The sequence below is a fragment of the Spirosoma foliorum genome (assembly GCF_014117325.1).
GTDB classification, from domain to species: domain Bacteria; phylum Bacteroidota; class Bacteroidia; order Cytophagales; family Spirosomataceae; genus Spirosoma; species Spirosoma foliorum.
The window spans coordinates 5,937,701-5,958,511 of the sequence record NZ_CP059732.1; the positions used below are offsets into that span (position 1 = coordinate 5,937,701).

At 47.2% G+C, this 20,811-nt stretch carries 17 protein-coding genes; 7 read left to right on the forward strand and 10 right to left on the reverse strand.

Translation table 11 applies throughout. The annotated features are described in order from the left end of the window. Positions 1–32 precede the first annotated feature (32 nt). Positions 33–1,064 (forward strand): galactitol-1-phosphate 5-dehydrogenase, encoded by a 1,032-nt coding sequence (locus H3H32_RS25100; RefSeq protein ID WP_182458515.1) that lies wholly within the window; start codon positions 33–35, stop codon positions 1,062–1,064. Positions 1,065–1,066: 2 nt separating this feature from the next. On the opposite strand, the gene H3H32_RS25105 is transcribed toward H3H32_RS25100, so the two are convergent. Together H3H32_RS25105 and H3H32_RS25110 are read right to left on the reverse strand one after the other, a co-directional pair. Then, the gene (locus H3H32_RS25105) at positions 1,067–1,504 is read right to left on the reverse strand and encodes a hypothetical protein (RefSeq protein WP_182458516.1); all 438 of its coding nucleotides are present in this window, start codon (positions 1,502–1,504) and stop codon (positions 1,067–1,069) included. Position 1,505: 1 nt separating this feature from the next. Then, positions 1,506–1,943: a hypothetical protein gene (locus H3H32_RS25110; RefSeq protein WP_182458517.1), complete on the reverse strand. Its 438-nt coding sequence runs from the start codon at positions 1,941–1,943 to the stop codon at positions 1,506–1,508. A 65-nt stretch (positions 1,944–2,008) separates the two neighbouring features. Between H3H32_RS25110 and H3H32_RS25115 the strand changes: the two genes are divergently transcribed. After that, a complete protein-coding gene (locus H3H32_RS25115; protein ID WP_182458518.1) occupies positions 2,009–3,088 on the forward strand; it encodes a Gfo/Idh/MocA family protein in 1,080 nt (359 codons plus the stop codon). Positions 3,089–3,186: 98 nt separating this feature from the next. Here the strand turns inward: H3H32_RS25115 and H3H32_RS25120 are convergent, their stop codons facing one another. Next, a complete protein-coding gene (locus H3H32_RS25120; protein ID WP_182458519.1) occupies positions 3,187–4,503 on the reverse strand; it encodes a RagB/SusD family nutrient uptake outer membrane protein in 1,317 nt (438 codons plus the stop codon). A gap of 110 nt (positions 4,504–4,613) precedes the next feature. Beyond that, complete coding sequence (locus H3H32_RS25125; RefSeq protein WP_182458520.1) at positions 4,614–7,793, reverse strand: SusC/RagA family TonB-linked outer membrane protein; 3,180 nt, start codon at positions 7,791–7,793, stop codon at positions 4,614–4,616. Positions 7,794–7,959: 166 nt separating this feature from the next. Here H3H32_RS25125 and H3H32_RS25130 point away from each other — a divergent pair, with 166 nt between their 5' ends. Then, the gene (locus H3H32_RS25130) at positions 7,960–10,194 is read left to right on the forward strand and encodes a S9 family peptidase (protein ID WP_182458521.1); all 2,235 of its coding nucleotides are present in this window, start codon (positions 7,960–7,962) and stop codon (positions 10,192–10,194) included. 290 nt (positions 10,195–10,484) lie between these two features. Continuing rightward, positions 10,485–10,805: a hypothetical protein gene (locus tag H3H32_RS25135; protein WP_182458522.1), complete on the forward strand. Its 321-nt coding sequence runs from the start codon at positions 10,485–10,487 to the stop codon at positions 10,803–10,805. 74 nt (positions 10,806–10,879) lie between these two features. On the opposite strand, the gene ruvA is transcribed toward H3H32_RS25135, so the two are convergent. The 5 genes from ruvA to H3H32_RS25160 form a co-directional block, all read right to left on the reverse strand. Further along, complete coding sequence (ruvA, locus tag H3H32_RS25140; protein WP_182464472.1) at positions 10,880–11,473, reverse strand: Holliday junction branch migration protein RuvA; 594 nt, start codon at positions 11,471–11,473, stop codon at positions 10,880–10,882. Positions 11,474–11,665: 192 nt separating this feature from the next. Next, positions 11,666–13,222: a lytic transglycosylase domain-containing protein gene (locus H3H32_RS25145; protein ID WP_182458523.1), complete on the reverse strand. Its 1,557-nt coding sequence runs from the start codon at positions 13,220–13,222 to the stop codon at positions 11,666–11,668. A 105-nt stretch (positions 13,223–13,327) separates the two neighbouring features. Next, positions 13,328–14,752, reverse strand: a complete 1,425-nt coding sequence (gatA, locus tag H3H32_RS25150; RefSeq protein ID WP_182458524.1) for an Asp-tRNA(Asn)/Glu-tRNA(Gln) amidotransferase subunit GatA — start codon at positions 14,750–14,752, stop codon at positions 13,328–13,330. Between the two features lie 188 nt (positions 14,753–14,940). Then, positions 14,941–15,144 carry a Sec-independent protein translocase subunit TatA/TatB gene (locus tag H3H32_RS25155; RefSeq protein ID WP_157590364.1) on the reverse strand — a complete coding sequence of 68 codons (204 nt, stop codon included), beginning with the start codon at positions 15,142–15,144 and terminating at the stop codon, positions 14,941–14,943. Positions 15,145–15,344: 200 nt separating this feature from the next. After that, entirely contained in the window at positions 15,345–15,806 is a 462-nt protein-coding gene (locus H3H32_RS25160; RefSeq protein ID WP_182458525.1) for a YkvA family protein, read from the reverse strand. Between the two features lie 187 nt (positions 15,807–15,993). On the opposite strand from H3H32_RS25160, the gene mdh reads away from it, so the two are divergent. The 3 genes from mdh (at position 15,994) to H3H32_RS25175 (ending at position 19,025) form a co-directional block, all read left to right on the forward strand. Next, entirely contained in the window at positions 15,994–16,935 is a 942-nt protein-coding gene (gene mdh, locus H3H32_RS25165) for a malate dehydrogenase (RefSeq protein ID WP_182458526.1), read from the forward strand. A gap of 301 nt (positions 16,936–17,236) precedes the next feature. Beyond that, positions 17,237–18,493 carry a Na+/H+ antiporter gene (locus tag H3H32_RS25170; RefSeq protein ID WP_182458527.1) on the forward strand — a complete coding sequence of 419 codons (1,257 nt, stop codon included), beginning with the start codon at positions 17,237–17,239 and terminating at the stop codon, positions 18,491–18,493. Positions 18,494–18,578: 85 nt separating this feature from the next. Then, the gene (locus H3H32_RS25175; protein ID WP_182458528.1) at positions 18,579–19,025 is read left to right on the forward strand and encodes a DUF2846 domain-containing protein; all 447 of its coding nucleotides are present in this window, start codon (positions 18,579–18,581) and stop codon (positions 19,023–19,025) included. 188 nt (positions 19,026–19,213) lie between these two features. Here H3H32_RS25175 and H3H32_RS25180 read toward each other — a convergent pair whose 3' ends face one another. After that, positions 19,214–20,659: a hypothetical protein gene (locus H3H32_RS25180; protein WP_182458529.1), complete on the reverse strand. Its 1,446-nt coding sequence runs from the start codon at positions 20,657–20,659 to the stop codon at positions 19,214–19,216. Positions 20,660–20,811: the final 152 nt, after the last annotated feature.

Sequence of the window (20,811 nt, forward strand, 5' to 3'; positions counted from 1 at the left end):
TTAAACCTGCGGACAGGATGTCCGCGTTACTCATGAAAGCGCTCGTTCTTACTGAATACAATCATTTCGATTTACAAGATGTTCCTAAGCCAACTGTTCGGCCTAACGAAGTATTGGTTCGTGTACAGGCTGTAGGCATTTGCGGCTCTGATGTTCATGGCATGGATGGTAGTTCTGGCCGACGAATTCCACCCATTGTGATGGGTCATGAGGCCAGTGGCATCATTGCCGAAGTAGGTGCAGATGTGCGTGACTGGTCCACTGGCGATCGCGTTACCTTCGATTCGACCGTTTATGCACTCGATGATTGGTACAGTCGACGTGGGCAGTATAACCTAAGTGATGGACGTGAGGTGGTGGGTGTATCAACCCCCGATTTCAAACGGCAGGGTGCTTTCGCTGAATATGTATCTGTACCTCAGCATATTTTGTATGCCATTCCCGATAATGTCAGTTTCACGCAGGCAGCTTTGGTTGAACCTGTAGCGGTAGCGCTCCACGCCCTAAGTCTAACGCCCATTCAAGTGAATGATTCGGCCGTTGTCGTGGGCGCGGGCATGATTGGCCTGTTTGTGATTCAGGCCTTGAAACTAGCTGGTTGTGGTTCCATTATCGCTATTGATCTGGACGATGATCGGTTAGCGCTGGCACAAAAGCTAGGTGCAACGCACATAATCAACGCCAAAACTGGTGATGTGCCCAAGCAGGTTCAGGCGCTGACGCATGGACGCGGAGCTGACGTTTCCTTCGAAGTAGTTGGCGCTGGACCAACTGTAAAAACCGCCATCGACTGTGTGCGCAAAGGAGCAACGGTGACGCTAGTCGGTAATCTGGCCCCAACTGTTGAAATTCCATTACAGGCTGTCGTCACCCGACAGCTACGACTGCAAGGCTCCTGTGCCATCAACGGGGAATACGAAGCAGCCTTGGCGCTGATCTCATCGGGTCGTATCAATGTAGAAGCCATTCTTAGTGCTGAAGTCCCACTCGAAGAAGGTGCTGACTGGTTTAAACGATTGTATGCTAAAGAGAAAGGCTTAATCAAAGTTGTTCTGAAGCCTTGATTTTAGGGATACGGTTCATAGACGGCGATAGCCGATTCCTGCGATATAATCAAACTACTGTCTGTTAGCCTATTAATCCGCCAGGTATTTCCCGGCGCGACACAACTGGCCGATATGCAGATAGGGTTTGGCGTTCGTTCGGGAAGTGGTATGCCCTCTACATCAACAAGATCCAGTGTATTGCCTTTACGCTTAAAGCGTGCGGGCGAACAGCAGGGGTCGAACTTCCCATCCTTGCCGTAGAGAATCATTCCATTCTGTTTAAAGCTAACAATAGACCATTGACTATCAGTCGGTACATAGATAGGCTGGTTACCAGAATACTGGATCTGAGTCATTCGCCAGCGTCGATATAACAGGTCGGATGGACCAATTGGTTGATCAGTCTGGCAGGCAATAAGCAGCAGTAACAAGGCTGTCGAGAGTAGTACGTTTTTCATATTAGGGGTAGGGTTGATAGGTGGCGATAGCCCGTTCCTGCGTTATAATCAAGCTACTACTTGTTAGTTTATCGATTTGCCACACGTTACCCGGCGGTGCACAATCGACCAATGCGCAGGTCGGATTTGGCGTTCGTTCGGGCAGCGGAATATTCTGTACATCAATCAGGTCCAGTATATTGCCTTTGCGATTAAAACGGTCAGGCAAACAGCAGGGATCATACTTCCCGTCTTCGCCGTATAAAATCATACCATTTGCTTTGAATGTAACAATTGACCCAGCATCGTTTGCTGATATATCTACAGATTGTCCATTGTTATACTGAATCTGCGTCATTCGCCAGCGTCTGTATAATAGGTCATTGGGTGTTGTCTCATCTTTACGGCACCCCAACAGACCAATAATCAACAGGAATATACAGAGTCGCCAAGCTTTCATAATTTCACCCGTTTTTAAGTAGATGACTCCTAACTAAAGCATTTAGTTGGAATACGCTTTAAATTATGCCTACAGCTCCTATACGAATTGCCATTATTGGCCCCGGCAAAGTGGCTCACCTTCATGCCCAGGCCGTTTTACAAACTCCCGACGCCGAATTAGTGGCCGTTTATGGACGAACTTATCAGAAAGCGGAAGACTTTGCAAACCATTACAATATTCGAGCTTACAGCGATGTATATGACATGGTTGATCGCGAGAATGTTGATCTATGCCTTGTTTGCACGACGCATCCTGCCCACCGGGAACCAACCGTAGCGGCCCTCAATGCTGGCTCTCATGTTCTGGTCGAGAAACCACTGGCTTCATCGCTCGAAGACTGCGACGCGATGATCGAGGCTGCCCGGAAAAACAACCGTTACCTCGGCGTTATTGGTCAACGGCGGTTTTATGCACCCTCCATGCGTATCCGGGAAGCTATCGACTCCGGGAAGATTGGGAAACCCGTGCTTGGCACCATTCAGATGCTGGGCTGGCGTAGTGAAGAATACTATAAAAGTGACGACTGGCGCGGTACCTGGGACAAAGAAGGCGGTGGTGTGTTAGTTAATCAGTCGCCACACCAGCTGGATTTGCTACTTTGGTATATGGGCGACATTGACGAAGTATATGGCGTTTGGCGCAATCTGAATCACCCATATATTGAAGTCGATGATACGGCGTTGGCTATTATCAAATTCAAAAATGGTGGCCTGGGAAATATCATTGTCAGCAATTCGCAGAAACCCGGCATCTTCGGAAAAGTACACGTGCATGGCGAAAACGGGGCATCGGTAGGTGTTCAGACCGATGGCGGTGCGTTGTTCATTGCCGGCATGTCGACTATCACCGATCCACCTGTTAATGATTTATGGACAGTTCCCGGCGAAGAGAATCTGTTAGCACAATTCGTAGCAGAAGATACCGCATTCTTCAACACGATTGACGCAACGGTTTATTATTTTGGTGTCCAGATTGCCGAGTTCTGCGACGCCATTCGCAATAATCGGCCTCCGCTGGTTACGGGCGAAGACGGCCGCAAAGTGGTGGCGCTGTTCCAGGCAATTTACGAATCAACCCGAACGGGATTACCTGTGAAATTATAAAATAAGGAGAAAAGGGAGGAGGGGGAGTAGAGGGAAGAAAGGGCTTTCAATGATTTACCTTTCTTCCCTCTACTCCCCCTCCTCCCGTTATTCCCTTCTTAGATCGACGGATCGGCTGGCGTACTTGTATTGTTGTTACGCTCCGTCAGCGGATATGGGAAAAAGTTACGATTCCGCTCCGAGCCCGTTGCACCGGGTCCAGGCCGATTGAACCGGCGGCTATCTTCCAGTCGGAAACCCTGGTAAGCCAGTTCAATATTGCGGTTTCGTAGAATTTCCAGCAGAATCGCATCGGCTGTTTGCGCACCCGAATAGGCAGGTAATGCAGCCCCCAAGCCAAAATAGGTATCTGTAGAAGACCCTGTTTTAGTCAAGACCTTGTTCAGAGCAATTACAGCATTAGCCAGATCGCCTTTACGGGCATAGGCTTCAGCCTGAATCAATAGGATTTCTCCCGGCAGGTAGACTGGAACAGCTGCGCCGTTGGCCGTGTAGAAAGCCGACGCAACAACCGGCGCTACAGCCGTATTGCTACTCACTTTCGTCAGGAAGGCAAGCCGTTTGTCGGCTGGATCAGGTGCCAATGCACCCGTCAAACCCAGGTTGACATTGGTCGGCTGAATAACGTTCAGGTTACCAAACGTAGCTTCGAACAACGGGTTACGGGTATTGTCGTCAAAATTATAGACTGACTTCTTCGTCAAATCGACTTTGGCGGCTGCGGCCAATGCTTTATCATAATCACCAGCAAACAGTGCGTATCGGGCAATCAGTGCCTGAATCGTGTTGGTGATATCGATCCCTGTCACAATTTTACTGGTAAAGTCAGCTGAAACTGGTGCGCTGGCTACCTGCGTAGCAGCTGTTTCCAAAGTAGCAATGGCCGACTTAAACACATCGACCCGAGGAACAAACGGCACGTTCGTACCCGTAGTAATAGGCGACTGCTCGAAAAACAAGCCCAGTGTACCCAGCGACAAAGCCCGGAAGATGGACGCGTAGCCGATAATGCCACTCTTTGTCCCGGCATCCGATACAACGTTCGTGTTTGCCAGAATCAACTCGGCGTTAGCCCGAACCAGATGGCTTTTGGTCCAGAGGTTAACCACAACGCTATTGATATTGCTGACATTACCAGCGCCAACCGTCAGATTGACTTCATCAAGGTTACCAGCATTCAGCACAAACTCCTCTTTGGTTGTCAGCCCCGCTCCGGCTGTGCTGGCGTATAGCACACTCCCGGCAGCACCTGTTGTGTAACGGTACTGCAAGCCATTGGCAAGCGTCATTAACCCATCGGGCGAGCTAACCGCCTGCGATTGGCTGATCGTGCTTGGGTTTAAATATTCCTTATTACAGGCCACCTGGGTCAGGAGTACGCCCGTAAGGAGAGTTGGTATGAGAATCTTTTTCATGAGTTCAGTTTTAGGTTTTCAGTTTACGGTTTCAGGTTTACGGTAAGTAGCCTGTCTGTAATCACGCGGCAGCTAACCATAAACCGAATACAATAAACCAAATACCATTTTTAAAATGTCGCGGCTAGTTTAAACTGGTAGGTACGTGGAATAGGGACGTTTCCGAAGTCCATGCCTCGCAGTAAGTCGTTATTACCACCTGCGTTGGTTTCTGGATCGAAACCGGTGTATTTGTCCCATGAATAGAGGTTACGACCTACGGCAGAGACCGTCAGGCGGCTTAGTCCTTTAATCAGCGGAGGCAATGTGTAGCTGAGCGACACTTCCCGCAGCTTGGTGTATGAGCCTGGATCAACCCGGAACTCCTGCGTGTTATAAACGCCGAAGATGTACCCCCTTGGCAACGTACCCCGTAATTCCTGCTCGGCATAATCGCCTAAACCTACGCCCTGACGTGTCCGTTTATCCGCATTAAAGACGTCGACACCTTGAACCATATCCAACAACACATGCAGAGACAGTTTTTTGTAAGCCAGATTTGTACTGAACGAACCGGTCCATTTTGGGTTCGGGTTACCAATAATCGCGTTGGCGGTTGGTTTGGTTACGTCCAGCGTACCATCTGGATTAATAGCCTGTACGTAGCTAACTGCGCCGTTAGCCTGTCCAACAGCCCGATCAGATTGTGGGAAACCAGACGGAGAAAGCAGTAGTGAGCCATCTGGCTTACGAGCATAAGGAGTGCCATAGAATACACCAACAGGCTGACCGACGATCAGGTTAACTGGTGACCCTGACGCAGAAGAAGCATCGGGATTGATGATCGGCAGACCACCCAAATCCAGCACCTTGTTACGGTTATGGTTGAAGATGAACGTGACATCCCAGCTCAAATTCTTGGTTTTAACGGGCGTAGCATCCAACACGATTTCAAAACCTTTGTTTTCCATCGCACCCACGTTGTTCACAATGCTGGTACCACCTGTGGTTGGCGCCAGCGTCCGGTTTACAACCAGATTGGTAATTTTCTGGTGATAAGCCGTTACGCCCAACCCAATCCGACCATTCAGGAACGCCAGATCGATACCACCTTCGAGTTCGGCCATCCGTTCGGGCTGTACATCGGGGTTGGCCAACTGCGTGCCAGGCGTTATGGTATTCTTACCCAGGAATGCCACCGGACTGAATTGATAAAAACGAGCATACGAACCAATACCCGACAGGTTACCAGCTTCGCCATAACTAGCCCGTAGTTTCAGACTGTTGAAGGCATTACTGAACGACAGATTTTTCCAGAAATCAAGATCCGATACAATGAACGAACCACTGACTTTCGGATAATATTGATTGGTCTGACTTGGCGAGAATTTCGACGACTGATCGCGACGGACAGCGCCGGTGATGAACGCCAGATTTTTGTAGCCAAACGTAGCCTGGGCAAACAAACCGCTCAAACTAAAGCGATCCAGGTTGTAAGCAACGCCTAATGTGGTGCTACTGGCTCCATTAACCGTTTCGATAAACGGAGCTAGATTTTGTCCACTGTTGAGCGAGTAATCGGCCTGAAAATACTGGTAGCTATACCCAATGGCGGCATTCAGTTTAAACTTATCGTTGAACTGGCGTTCATATTGTGCGTTCAGGTCATTGTTGAATTGCAACACCTGGTTGGTAGCCGTAGCCGCAAATCCGCCGGGATACCGAGCAGCAGGTAAACCAGCAATAGCCTGATAAGGATAAGGCCGAATGTAGTTTTTACCGAATTGCGAGTACGCATCTACACCTACAATATAGTCGACGCTCAATCCTTTCAATGGCGTCAAATTCAACTGAAGGCTATTGATAGTCCGGCTCACCGACTGCGAAAACTTCATATCTTCAATCGTCGAGAGTGGGTTCACACGGGTTGGCTCAACGGCTTGTAAGTTTCCAGCGGCATCGCGTTGGGTAATATCATAGATGTTGTTCGTGATATTGACCGCGTTGATTGGGCTATAGAACACGTTACCATTGGCTTTTTCGTTAGATAGGCTATTTGCATAGCTCAAACCCACCGAAATTTTCGCCCAGTCGGTCAAACGCTGATCAACACGAGCGCGGAGGTTGTACCGCGTAAAATCAGTGCCTTTGATAATCCCCTGATTCTTCAGATAGCCAAACGACACATAATATTGTGTGTTATCGCGACCACCCGAGATCGACAGGTTATTGTCGGTGCCGTAGCCAGTCCGGAAAATCTGATCGAAGTAGTTGTACCGTTGAACATCAACCAAATTCGTGGCCAGCGCCGAATAGGCACCATCCCGGTAGATATTTGTTGTTGTTGTACCTGGATTGGCCGTAACCTGCGCTGGCGTGATAACACCAATTGGGTAAAGACGAAGGGATGCAAATCCGAATTGCTTGCCGTAGGTGTTAACCGGCACACTTTTCCGCAATTCGTTGACATTGAACGAAGTCGTAAACGTGACTTGTGCTTTACCTGATTGACCACGTTTTGTGGTGATAATCACAACACCATTGGCAGCCCGTGAACCATATTGAGCAGCCGCAGCAGCACCATTAACCACGTTGATGCTGGCAATATCATCGGGATTGATATCAGACATGCGGTTCTGGCCAACATTGGCATTTCCTACGTCGTTGACCAGTGCCAATTGTGATACGTTCGTACTGGCGTTGCTTACGATGACCCCATCAACAACATACAATGGATCAGACGAACCAACGAGCGACTTGATACCGCGTAATCGGATACTGATTCCACCGGCAGGATCGCCCGAGTTTTGAGTGATCTGTGCGCCCGGCACTTTGCCTTGTAATGAGTTGATCAGATTACCCGAGCCAGATTGCAATAAATCAGATCCTTTGATGGTACTGATGGCATTCCCCAGTTCCCGCTTGGGAGCCGACAGCGTAGAACCCGTTACAACTACTTCATCGAGGTTCGTGGCAGCTGCCACTAATTGTGCATTTAGCGTAACCTCCGTGGCACTACCCAGCGTTACATTCTGGCGTAAGGTTTCGTACCCAATAGCGGTGAAAGCCACTGTTGTTTGGCCAGGTTTTAGGCTTACTGGCAGTGTAAAGTTCCCGTCGGCGTCGGAAGTTGTACCAACGGTAGTACCTACAATTACGACCGTTGTGCCCGGAAGTGGTAGCTTCTCGGGGTCTGTAACACGACCTTTAATCGTGTAGCGAGTGCTTTGCGCAAAGGCTGCGGTACAAAGCAAAACCGTTAACCAGAGCAGGCAAAACTGTCGGATAACGAGTGAGTATTTGTTGGTCATACGTACGAATTAATTTGTGGGTGAGTTAATGAAAACATAATCAAATTAATTACGAAATGTAGCGATAAATGACTACGCAAACCATGATCAGGGTCAGTTTACTCTCAAAAAAATGAAATGTCTTTTTTTAGTAAATTTGAATCTTTTATAAGTCATACTATACTTCATGATCAACCGAAAGCTCTCCGGGCAACTCTTCTTCATTGCTCTTTTAATCGTTCATCTGACTACTCCAAAAATTGCCGAAGCGCAGTCTAAACAACGTTATTCAACCCTTCAGCAAGCCGTTTTCTCGGGTGGGCAGTTGACTGGTTCACAGGGGCCGCGAAGTGTAAACTGGATTGAAGGGGGCACTAAATTTTCGTTTATCGATGGGCAGAATACAATTAAAACTCTATCGCCCAAAGACCAGAAAGAGGAAGTCATTTTTGATGGTAGTCAGTTAAAATTTCCCGGTACCGAAAAGCCATTTTCCTACGGTTCGTTCCAGTGGTCGAAGGACTCGAAAAACATCCTGTTCCAAAGCAATTTCCGTCCCGTTTACCGGCGATCGGGGGTGTCTGATTACTATGTGTATACGGTTGCCGATAAGACGCTGAAACTCGTAGCAAAGGATGCACAAACCGCTGAACTAGCCCCCGACGGCCAGAAAGTGGGTTACGAACGTGGTGGCAATTTGTTCGTATTCGATTTTGCTACTCAGAAAGAAACGCAACTCACCGACGACGCAAAAGCGTCCTTTCTGAATGGTCGATATGGCTGGGTGTATGAAGAAGAGTTTGGACTAGCGCAAGCCTGGGATTGGTCGCCGGACAGCAAATTCATTTCGTTCTGGCAATCCGATGAGCGGCAGGTTCCGATGTATAAACTCACCGATTATAAAGGTTTCGATGAGAAATTCGACTCTCTCCCCTATCCACGCGTTGGCGACCCGAATCCCATCGTTCGTATCGGGGTGATTGAGATCGCCAACAAGAACAAGCAATGGATGAAAGTAGATTTAGGGGACGGCTACATTCCTCGCGTCTATTGGACTTCGCTCGAAGGTCAACTGGCTGTGGTACACATGAATCGCAAGCAGAACCATATGAAACTGTTCATGACGAACGCCCGAACCGGCGACGCCAAACAGATCATGGAAGAAAAATCGAACACCTGGATTGATGTCTTCGATTTCTTTGCGGGCATTAACCATCTGCTCTATTTTCCGGCTGGCGTTCAGGAATTTTACTGGGTATCCGATCGGGATGGCTACTCGCACCTGTATCGCTACGACTATTCGGGCAAACTGCTCAATGCCGTCACGAGCGGCAAATGGGAAGTCACGTTCATGCACCACATCGACCCTAAGGCTAAGAAGGTTTATTTCACCTCAACCGAAGCCTCACCCTTAGAACGCCAATTGTTTGTGGCTGATCTGGACGGGAAAAATAAACGTCGGCTAACAACCGTACCAGGCCGACACACGGTGAACTTCTCACCCAATGGTCAGTATTTCATTGATAAATATTCCAACACGTCGACACCCACACAAGTCGAACTTCGCGATACCAAAGGCCAGTTAATCAAAGCATTGGAAACGAACCCCAAAGTAACCGAGTACGTAGCCAGTCACGATTATGCACCTAAAGAACTAGTCAATTTCACAACATCGGATGGGTTAGCAATTGATATCTCAGTTATTAAACCACTTGGTTTCGATCCAACGAAAAAGTATCCGGTTGTGATGGATATTTACGGCGGTCCCGGCTCCCAATCTGTTTATAACGACTGGAGTGGAACGGGCTGGCATCAGTGGTTGGCGCAAACGGGCTATGTGGTCGTGAGTGTGAACAACCGGGGCAGCGGTGGCTATGGCAGTGCTTTCGAGAAAATCGTTTACGAGAAACTAGGGAAGTATGAAAGTCAGGATTTTGCCGAAACGGCTGCCTGGTTAGCCAAACAGCCTTGGGTAGATGGCAATCGGATGGCCATTCGCGGTCACAGCTACGGTGGTTATATGAGCAGCTACACCATGCTTACACATCCCGGTGTGTTTAAAGTATCCCTCGTAGGTGCACCCGTTACCGACTGGCGGCTTTATGATACGATCTACACGGAACGGTACATGGGTTTACTTCCCGAAAACGAGGAGAAATATAAGGCCAGCGCGGTATCACCTTATGCCAAAAATCTGGCTGGCAAAATGTTTGTTGCTCACTCAACAATGGACGAAAACGTACACGTCCGGAATACGTTTCAACTCATGAATGCGCTGGAAGATGCAGGCAAAGACGCCGATCTGCGTATTTATCCACCGGGTGCTCATGGTGTAGCGTATAGCGCTGGCACGCAGCTGCTCCTGTACCAGCAATACACGACTTATCTGGAAACGTATCTGAAAAGCGGGCCGTTGAATTAACCTTCGCCTTTGTGAAGGCAGGTTATTGATCTTGCCTTCACGAAATTAAAGAATCCTTCTCCCGCGTTGAATTACCTAGTCAACCACTAAGTAGCTAGGTAATTCAACGAAAAAACTAAAATCAAAATACCCCCTAACAATCAAATACTTAGCCATAAATAATACCTTATTCGTTGATTAAATTGACTGCTTTGGCCTCCCATTTATAAAACAAAATAGCAGATCTCATGTTAGGTATTTTCATAAGTACTTACGAATCCGTAGGTATGTTAGTAAAACGATCAACTGCTATGAAAAAACTAATCATCGCTGCTTCGTTATGCAGCCTGCTAACCGTATCGCAACTTGGTTTTGCCCAAGCTGTTCAGGAAGGGAAAGCAGCCAAAAAAGAAATGAAGGCCGAAAAGAAAGTGGCTAAGGCTCATGAGTACAGAAAAGAAGCCGTAACCCACAAAGGCCTTGAGATTAAAGGTATATCTGATCCAAAAACGAGAATGGCTAAAGCTGACCGGAAAATGGAGAAGGCCGAAAAGAAAGAACTGAAAGGAGAAGCTAAAGAACTGAAAGCAGTCGCTAAAGCAAAAACCAAAAAGGCTGCCGGAGTCGATTAGTAATAGACAGAGAAACAAAAAACGTGGCCCGATTGATCGGGCCACGTTTTTTGTTTCTTTGTATGGATACCTGATTAGGCCGGTCGCAACGCCCGCCGAATCACATCCTCAACCGATAAGGTAGGATCAGCTTTCAGGGCATCATCCACGCTTTTCTCCGCCGTTGGTTTGGGAAAGCCGAGTGCAACCAAAGCAGCCAACGATTCTTCGCGAACGGGATCAACCGCTGATTGACGGTAGGTAGGCCCGCTAGGTACCACACCCGACTTCTTCATTTTATCGCGCAACTCAAGAATAATGCGCTGGGCTGTTTTGGCACCAATCCCTTTAATGGCCTGCACTGCCCGAACGTTTTCGCCCAAAATTGCCAGTCGCAAATCACCGGGTTGCATGGCTGATAACATCCCAAGCGCTGTATTCGGTCCAACACCCGAAACACCAATCAAATCCAGAAAAAGCGACTTTTCATCGGCATTGGCGAAGCCGTATAGCGCTTGAGAGTCTTCGCGAAACAGATGATGAATAAACAGTTTGATCCGGTCGCCACCGCCGGGCAGAACAGCATATGTTTGAAGGGAAATATGGACCATATACCCTACGCCATTGACATCAATAATGGCATTTGTAGGTTCTTTATGGGCCAGTGTTCCGTCTAAATAAGCAATCATTCGTAGATTAGAAAGGCTTGTTTTTAAGCGTGTTAGATATAGATAAAGATACGAAAAACCCACGACTTTATCGCTAAAATCGTGGGTGTGTATTAGCTGTTTCAAGTTTAAGACTCAATGTTTCCCTAGCAACTGCAATCGCTACGGTTGCTCGATTTAAACATGGAACATTGAACTTGAAACGTTGAACAATTAACCAACAATCAGCTTTTGGCCGGGTCGGAGCGCGTTGCTCTTAATGTGGTTCATTTTCTTAAGCTGATCGATCGTTAAATCGTACCGTTGAACAATATTCCAGAGCGTATCGCCACTTTGTACTCGGTGGTAACGTGGTTTGTAATGCTTCGATTTAGCGACAGCCTCTGCCTTTTTGCGACCTTTAGCCGTTCCCTGATCGGCCAACCGTTCGGCACGGGTTTCGGTTACTTCTTTCAAAATGGTCAGCTTCTGTCCTTTCTGAATTTTAGTTGACCGAAGGTGATTCCAGCGTTTCAGATCGTAGAGTTCAACGTTGTATCGTTCGGCAATATCTCCCAGATTGTCGCCTTTCTTGACAACATACGTCTGCTTGCGGGGTTTCCGCATAACAACGGTTTCGATATCGTCCTCAGGCTCATCAACCGATTCAACTACGGCCAGTTGAGCAACAGACGCGGGTGCTTCCTGCATGCTTATGTTGGCTAGCGGATTCCGATTCAAGGCTGTCCATGAACCCATCGAATCAGCACCATACCGGACATTTTCGGCACTAGCTAACAAAATGTGCTCCATCTTACCTGGTATCCGGCTCGCCGAATCCAGAATAGCCCGACGATTCGATGCAAAATAGTCGTACTGCTCGCGGGGTATACGAAGTGGATATCGTTTGGTGTATTCAGGCAGGATGGTTGTTGTAATGGCTGGATTCATTTTCTGCAAATCGGCCAGCGCCATTGTGCTGTGTTTAGCGAAGGTTTCGAGGTTGAAATAGCCACTCACCTGAATGGTATCATGCGGAATAGGATACTCGAAATTTTCGCCAACGATACCGTGGTCTCCAGCATGGTTAATCAGATAGGTGAAGGCCACAAACTGAGGCACATAGCCACGGGTTTCTTTCGGCAAGGCATCGTAAATGGTATAAAACGAATCTCCACCTGACCGACGCATGGCCCGCTTCACAGCGCCTGGCCCGCAGTTATAAGCGGCCATTGCCATCTCCCAATCGCCAAAAATGTTGTACAGATCCCGAAGGTATTTGCAGGCAGCTTCGGTAGCTTTTACGGGGTCCATCCGCTCATCCACATACTCATCCTGCGACAGACGCAGATCCCGACCTGTACCGGGCATAATCTGCCAAAGTCCGCCAGCGCCAGCCCGCGAAATAGCGCGTGGATTTAGGGCAGATTCAACAATGGAGAGATATTTCAACTCGTCGGGAAGACCGTACTGTTTCAACATTCGCTCATAAAGCGGGAAGAAGAGCGGCATTCGTTCGAGCATCGTTTGGGTATAACTCGCCCTGCGGAACGTAAAGTAATCGATATACGCCTGAACCGCTTTGTGATAATTCAGCGGAATGTCTTTCTGTAACTTCGCCAGCCGCTCCCGAATCAGGCTGTCAGGTACACTGGGTACATACGCCAGTGTATCTTTTTTCACGATTGTACTGTCCAATTGAATCGTAGTCTCGGCGTGAGCAGCTGTTGCCAGTCCCACTACCGCACTCAACAGCCCCAGTCTTAACAGGCTACGGTTCAGGTAGTTCATATAGGTTTCACTTTATATATGATGTATGATATAGGATGTATGATGTATTTTTTAGCGTAGTACGTGTCATATATCCTACATCCTATATCATACATCATATATATTCTACAAAGTCTTTGCCAATGCTACTAATTTTCCCTCTTTAAAAGGCGGAGCCATTAATTGCAATCCAATCGGTAACCCTTCGGCATCTGTACCGTTTGGAATCGATATGGCCGGATAACCCACTACGTTGGCCTGCACCGTAAAAATATCGGCGAGGTACATTTGCAGCGGATCGTCTGTTTTTTCGCCCAATTTAAACGCTGGTGTAGGCGTTGTAGGCGAAAGCAAAAAGTCATATTGCTCAAACAACCGCTCTGTTTCCTGACGAATCAATCGCCGAACCTGTTGCGCTTTGGTATAATAAGCATCGTAATAACTCGCACTCAGCGCAAACGTGCCGAGTAAAATCCGCCGACGCACTTCAGCTCCAAATCCTTCTGTACGGCTTTTTTTGTACAACGTCAAAAGGTCCAATGCTGATGTATCGACAGATACACTTCTGTACCCATACCGTACCCCATCGAAACGCGAGAGGTTCGACGACGCTTCGGCAGTAGTCAGAATATAGTAGGTGGGAAGAAGATATGTTAAAAGGGAAATATCAACAGGTTCTACTACGTGCCCCGCAGCTCTTAATTCGTCGATTTTACGCTGGGTAGCCTTCCGAATACTTTCATCGATCCCGGTACTCTCAACACCATCACGCAGATAAGCAATGCGTAAAGGGCGTTCTGGGAGTGTTGCCTGCGCATAGGCCGAAACGGGCTGGCTCGATACAGTACTATCAAAATCGTCAGGCCCCGCCATTATTTCGAGCAGCAAAGCGGCATCTTCCGCGTTGTTGGCAATCGGTCCGATGCAATCGAAAGAGGATGCGTATGCAATCAGCCCCCAACGGCTGACACGCCCATAGGTTGGTTTTAGCCCAACAACACCACAAAAAGCGGCAGGTTGACGAACCGATCCACCTGTATCAGAACCTATACTAGCTAAACAAAGACCAGCCTGTACAGCTACTGCCGAACCACCACTCGATCCACCGGGTACGCGACTAGGATCGGCTGCATTACGGACCGGGCCAAAGGCAGAATTCTCATTGGACGAGCCCATGGCAAACTCGTCGCAGTTTTGCCGACCGATGATAATGACATCTTCGTCCAGCAGACGTTGAATGGCTGTGGCGGTAAATTGAGCCGTAAAATTGTCGAGAATCCGGCTTCCGGCCCGAACGCCGTGCCCGGTGTAATTGAGAACGTCTTTTATACCGATGACCATTCCAGCTAACCGACCTGCCTGGCCAGCTGCTAGTTTTTGGTCGACCGCATCAGCTTGCTGAAGGGCCTCATCGGCATATACTTCGGTAAATACATTGAGGTATTGGTGCTCATCGATACGGACGAGGTATTGCTCTACCAATTGACGGCAGGTAACGGTGCCATTATTGAGATCGGCCTGAACAGAGGAGAAGCTACGATAGGGAATCACAAAGAACAGATTATGATTTACGGTATTCGGTTTACGGTGGGCTGGCGCGAAAGCAATTCTGCATCAGCCCACCGTAAACCGAATACCGTAAACTAAATACCTTAAACCATAAACTAATAAAAACAGACAATCAGACGGTTCCTGACTGGTACCGCCTGATTGTCTGCTGTCATACAACATGACTTAACTTATTTCTCCGACTCTTTCAGACCTTCTTCGATATTCTCGCGAACGTCTTTGGTAGCGTCTTTGAATTCTTTGATGCCTTTACCGAGTCCCCGTGCGAGTTCGGGAATTTTCTTAGCGCCGAACAACAGGAGCAATGCCAGGAAAATAAAGATCATTTCCTGACCGCCCAAACCCATAATTGCAAAAATGCTTGCCAATACCATGATTTCTGGAATTTGAATGTATGCAAAATTAACAAAACTCTCTCGTACAATCTATTAAAACGTAGTGAAACTTACGCGCGAAGGCTCAGTTTGGTTTCACGTTTAAGGTTTAATGTTTCAAGTTTTATTCAAGTGGTTAAACGTTCACCTAATCAAACAGGAAACATTAAACCTTAAACGTTGAACTTGAAACTTTATACTCACCCTATTTTAATAGTCTCAACCGGACGGGATGACTCCTGTCGTTGATTGGTCGCCGTGTATTCCCACTCCCGAAACTTATCAATGTCGTCTTTAATTCCATTGAAGAGCCAGAACATGAGCGCAATATCATCTGTCAAGCCCACAATTGGCAGGAAATCGGGTAAAATATCAATGGGCGATACAAAGTAGATGAGTACGGCAATCATCCGAAGGAGAGTCTTCCAGGGTAATTGTCGGTATTCGCCCGATGCATAAGCTTTCAACAAACGGGTAACAATACCTAATTGCTCCCGAAAGGCGGCAAAATTGGCACCCGATAAACCACCGCTCTTGTCAATAGCTTCCCGGATCAGGTCATACAAACTTCGTGTATTACGAGCGTAACGAGCAGCTCCATCGCTGGCCCGCTTAAAGAAAATGGAGGATAGAATCCTGGATATAAGACTACTGTTTTTCATTGACTGATTTGTTATTCCAGCACGGGCCAGTCTAACAAAGTAAAGGGTGGTATGTATCTAACAACTTTTGTTCGTACTATAAACGCTCGAACTGAACCAGAAGTTTTATTACGACCGCTATTGGTTTGTCTTGACCGTGGGACGTACTTTTGCGATCGTTTGTTAACCCTTTAATTCCGAATACAGTATGAAAGTTACCGTAGTAGGTGCCGGAGCCGTTGGAGCCACCTGCGCCGACAACATTGTTCGTCGGGAGCTTGCCCACGAAGTTGTTCTCCTCGATATTAAAGAAGGTATTAGTGAGGGTAAATCTCTCGATATGCTCCAGGCATCGACGCTGCTTGATTGCGACATTAAGCTGGTAGGTTCTACCAACGATTATGCCAAAACAGCGGGGTCGGATGTTGTTGTTATTACCTCGGGCCTTCCCCGTAAACCCGGCATGACCCGTGAAGATCTCATCGGTATTAATGCTGGGATCGTAAAAGGCGTTACAGAAAATATTCTGAAATACTCTCCCGACGCGATTTTCATTATCATCTCGAACCCAATGGATACGATGACGTATCTGGCGTTAAAATCGTCGGGACTGCCTAAAAACCGGGTTATCGGTCTGGGTGGTGCGTTGGATTCAGCTCGCTTCAAAACGTATCTGTCGCTGGCACTGAACTGCTCGCCAAACGATTTACAGGCTTCGGTTATTGGTGGTCACGGCGATACAACCATGATTCCATTAACCCGTCTGGCAACTAAAGCTGGCGTACCTGTCAGCAACTTCCTGGATGAAGAAACCCTGAAAAAAGTAGCTGCCGACACAATGGTGGGTGGTGCTACATTGACAGGTTTAATTGGTACATCTGCCTGGTATGCACCAGGTGCAGCGGGCGCTTACATGGTCGAGAGTATCCTTCGCGATCAGAAGCGTATTATTCCTTCCTGTGTATTGCTCGAAGGTGAATATGGTCAGTCGGACATTTGCCTGGGTGTACCTGTTGTTTTAGGAAGAAACGGTTGGGAAGAAATCATCGATTACAAACTGACCGATGAAGAACAAGCTGCCTTCAACAAATCGGCAGATGCCGTTCGGAATATGAACGGTGTACTAAGTACGCTGAATATTGGCGTGTAATTGACGTACATAGACATAGAAAAAGCCTGCTAATTCGCAAATTAGCAGGCTTTTTCTATTTTGATCCAACTATATACAAGCTATTGTATCTATGCAGTACTGGGATTAGAATTGCTTAACAAAAACTAATCTGGCTTAAAAATCACTAATCGGTAGCTGCACCTGAACCATCCGGAATAAGCTTGCTTTAGTAAAGATAGAGAGGCTGTTTTCGACAGGATTTACAGGATGAACAGGATTTCTTCGATTTCGTAAAATCCTGTTCATCCTGTAAATCCTGTCGAAAAGAAATAAGCATTTTATGGAGAATTACAGTATTATTCTATTTCTGTTGGCGGTCATGATCGGCCTGTCGGCAGTGGCCGATAAGATTCGTTTACCTTATCCTATCCTTCTGGTAACGGCGGGAATTGCCGTCGGATTCATTCCGGGAATGCCCAAAATCGAGCTTGACCCTGACATAGTCTTTCTACTTTTTCTACCACCAATGCTGTACGATGCCGCCTTTAATATTTCCTGGCGGGAATTCAAAAAGAACATCAACACGATTTCCTCGTTAGCCTTTGCGTTGGTCTTTCTAACCGCGAGCGGAATTGCTATTACAGCCTATTTCCTGATTCCGGGCATGACCTGGCCACTGGCGTTTGTATTAGGCGCGATTCTGTCGGCTACCGATGCTGTAGCCGCTATGAGTATTACCAAAGGCTTAGGCTTATCACACAAAACGCTGACCATTTTAGAAGGTGAAAGTCTGATCAACGATGCTTCCGGCCTGATTGCCTATCGCCTATCAGTGGCTGCTGTTGCGGGCAGTTCATTCGTATTCTGGAAGGCTGGCTTACAGTTTTTACTGCTCATTGCGGGAGGTTTTCTGGTTGGGGCAGCGCTAGGCCGAGTGATGGGGTTTCTCCTGGAACGGCTTCCCAACAATAAACTGGTAGCTATCAGCTTCACCTTATTGATGCCATTTGTTGCCTATTCGGCAGCGGAAGAATTTCATGTGTCGGGCGTTATTGCCGTTGTGACATTGGGGTTAACCGTCTCTCAGTTTGCTAAAAAACTCTTTCCAGATGGCACCAAAGCCCAGTCTAAAGCCATCTGGGAAATTATTGTGTTTATCCTGAATGGGTTAGTCTTTGTACTTATCGGGCTGGAATTTCCTTATGTACTCGAAAATATTGATCGTCAGGAGCTTTTACCGCTGATTGGTTATAGCTTCATCATCTGCATTGTTGCGCTGATTATCCGAATGGCCAGGGTATTTCTGCAAAAGATTAACATAGATCGAGCCTTCCAGAAAACGCAGGACAGCAAGTTTGAAGAAGCTCAGCTTGACTGGAAAAACTGCCTGATTATCAGTTGGTCGGGCATGAGAGGTATTGTTTCGTTGGCCACTGCCATTGCCTTACCCGTTACCTTAACAGACGGTCACGCATTTCCAAAACGAGACGTAATCATTTTCATTTCGGTGATGACGGTGTTGATTACACTGGTCGCACAAGGACTGAGTTTACCCATGTTGGTAAAACGGTTGGGCGTCAACCAGACCAGTAAATAAATGATAGGTAAGCGGTGATATTAAACAGTCGAGCAAACAGCCTATTTTTGGCTCCTTATCATCAGTCACTTACTATAACTCTATCATGAAAAAGGTACACCTATTGGCATTCGTTTGCCTAGGCCTTCTTACTACTGCTTTCCGGAGCGATTCCATCAATACAGACTCCCGTGCCGACTTTGCAACTGTCTATATTTATCGGGGCGGTCAGTTTTTTGGGTCAGCGCTTAATTATGCAATTTTCGCCAATGGCGAAAAAATATGTAAGCTTAGCAATAACCGTTACATCGAATACAAGGCTAAACCTGACCAGTTGTCATTAACAGCACACCGCGGTGGTATAGAGGTATTTAAGAAAGAAACCGGTCTTGACATCCAGGTTGAAGCCGGCAAAAGCTATTATGTAAAAGGTGATCAGAAATCAAGCATTACTCGCACTCGTCTGGAACTCTCGGAAGTAACAGAGAACACCGCCAAACGCGATATGAAAGACATGACAGTAGATGCTTGTCAGGAAACAGCGGAGAAATAATTGGCTGAATCAGGCAAAAAAATTGCCTACTTTTTTGTCATTCCGACGCAAGGAGGAATCTCAAGCTTGACTAATAAGCGACTTTGAGATTCCTCCTTGCGTCGGAATGACAAAAAAGTACCCTAAAGTACGATAAAAGAAAAAGGTTAAACAGCGGCAAACCTAACCCGCCATTTCATCAACTCCTTCTAAATAAAAATCTGGTATTGCAGGATTAATTGCCCCCGCCGACCGGCTGCAGAAAGTTGGGACGTGTTGGACGATGGAGCATAATAAGGTCGGTTCTGGTAATCGAGTGTCAGCTTCCCGTTGTGGCCTTTTATCAGGTAGTTCAAACCAATATTGTAGACTCCAAGTGTATTGGCTACGCGTTGATAGTTCGCTAGTTGAGCCTGCACATAGGGCATGAGCGTACCGTTGCCCTCACCAAATAGATCCCGTTTCAGTAGATAGCCAAACTGACCATAGACAACACTCCCCGTACCGAACATTGGGAAAGAGTTGCCCTGAGTACCTCCTAGCCCACCAGGACGTTGGGACGCGGGAATGTCGCTGGCCGGATTCATGGCACCGTTGAAACGCAGATAATTGTCGCCGTAATCCGTGTGGAAATAGCCAAGGTAAGCGTTGATGGCAGTTCCTTTTTCCTTATTTAACGGTATGTCCAGAAACGATGCAATTGACCACAGATTCAATGCCTGATAAACGGTATCGCCCGCTACAGGTACGCGTACCATCGCGTTTTTCTGTGTGATAAATCCAGCTTCCAGATTAAAAATTTTCTTAGCGCCCAGATACGTACCCGTGTTGTAACCGGGTGCCTGATGCGCTTCTTTATCGAAAAATTGCCACATGAAGAAGCCCTGAAATTGCTTCTCGTGGCCTTTCAACGCAAAAATAGAATTAGGCCCATAGGTTGGTAACGCAGCTCCATTAGTTTGAATCGGGAATGGATCGCTGACCGCTACACGATAATCGAGGTGGCCAACCTGACCGCGTGCATATACACTTAATTTGCGGGTAAACTCGTCGGTTTGGTCGGTGGTTGCCTGGGCAAAAACAGGTACGTCCATACTCATAATCGTTCCCACGCTAGGCGCACTGAATCTCGACAGGCCATTCACAATGGTCAGGCCAGCGCCAATATTCAGGTAATTTTTATTCTTAAACACCAGATACTCAGCAAGCGCATCGTGGAAGAACGCCTGTATTTTTCGTTGCGACGAAGCGGTTTGATTAAATCCACCATTCAGGTAATTGAAATTATTCATCCCGAACTGGAAGTATAAAAACAAATGGTCGCTGATTTGGCCAAACAGCTGCATACGGGTCCGGCGTAACCCAATAGAAAAGGTATTGTCTTTAGGCACCCCAACAACCGTTGATCCAGGATTACTCTGATTGAACTGTAACCAGGCCTGATTCAGAAAAGTAGCTTTAAAAAAGTGGGTTCCCGATTCGTTGAGGTTGTATTTCAATTCCTTCTTCTCCGCCTTAGCTGATCCCGATATGTTTATCGCTGGAGTTGATGACTTAGTTGTATCAGTGGGAAGGGTAACGGATTGTTGAGCAAATGTTAGCTGACTGGTAATCAACAAGGCACCTACCCAGCCAGTTGTTAGCGCTATATTCATGTGGCTGCTGTTTTGGTATCGCCACAAAACTATGAACAGAAATGCTTAAGTGGCGTCGGTTACTTATAACCGACACAATGAGGTTTCTCAAAACCTATATGTACTCACGAGGTTTTGAGAAACCTCAAAAATAGATTAATCCACGCTTCGAT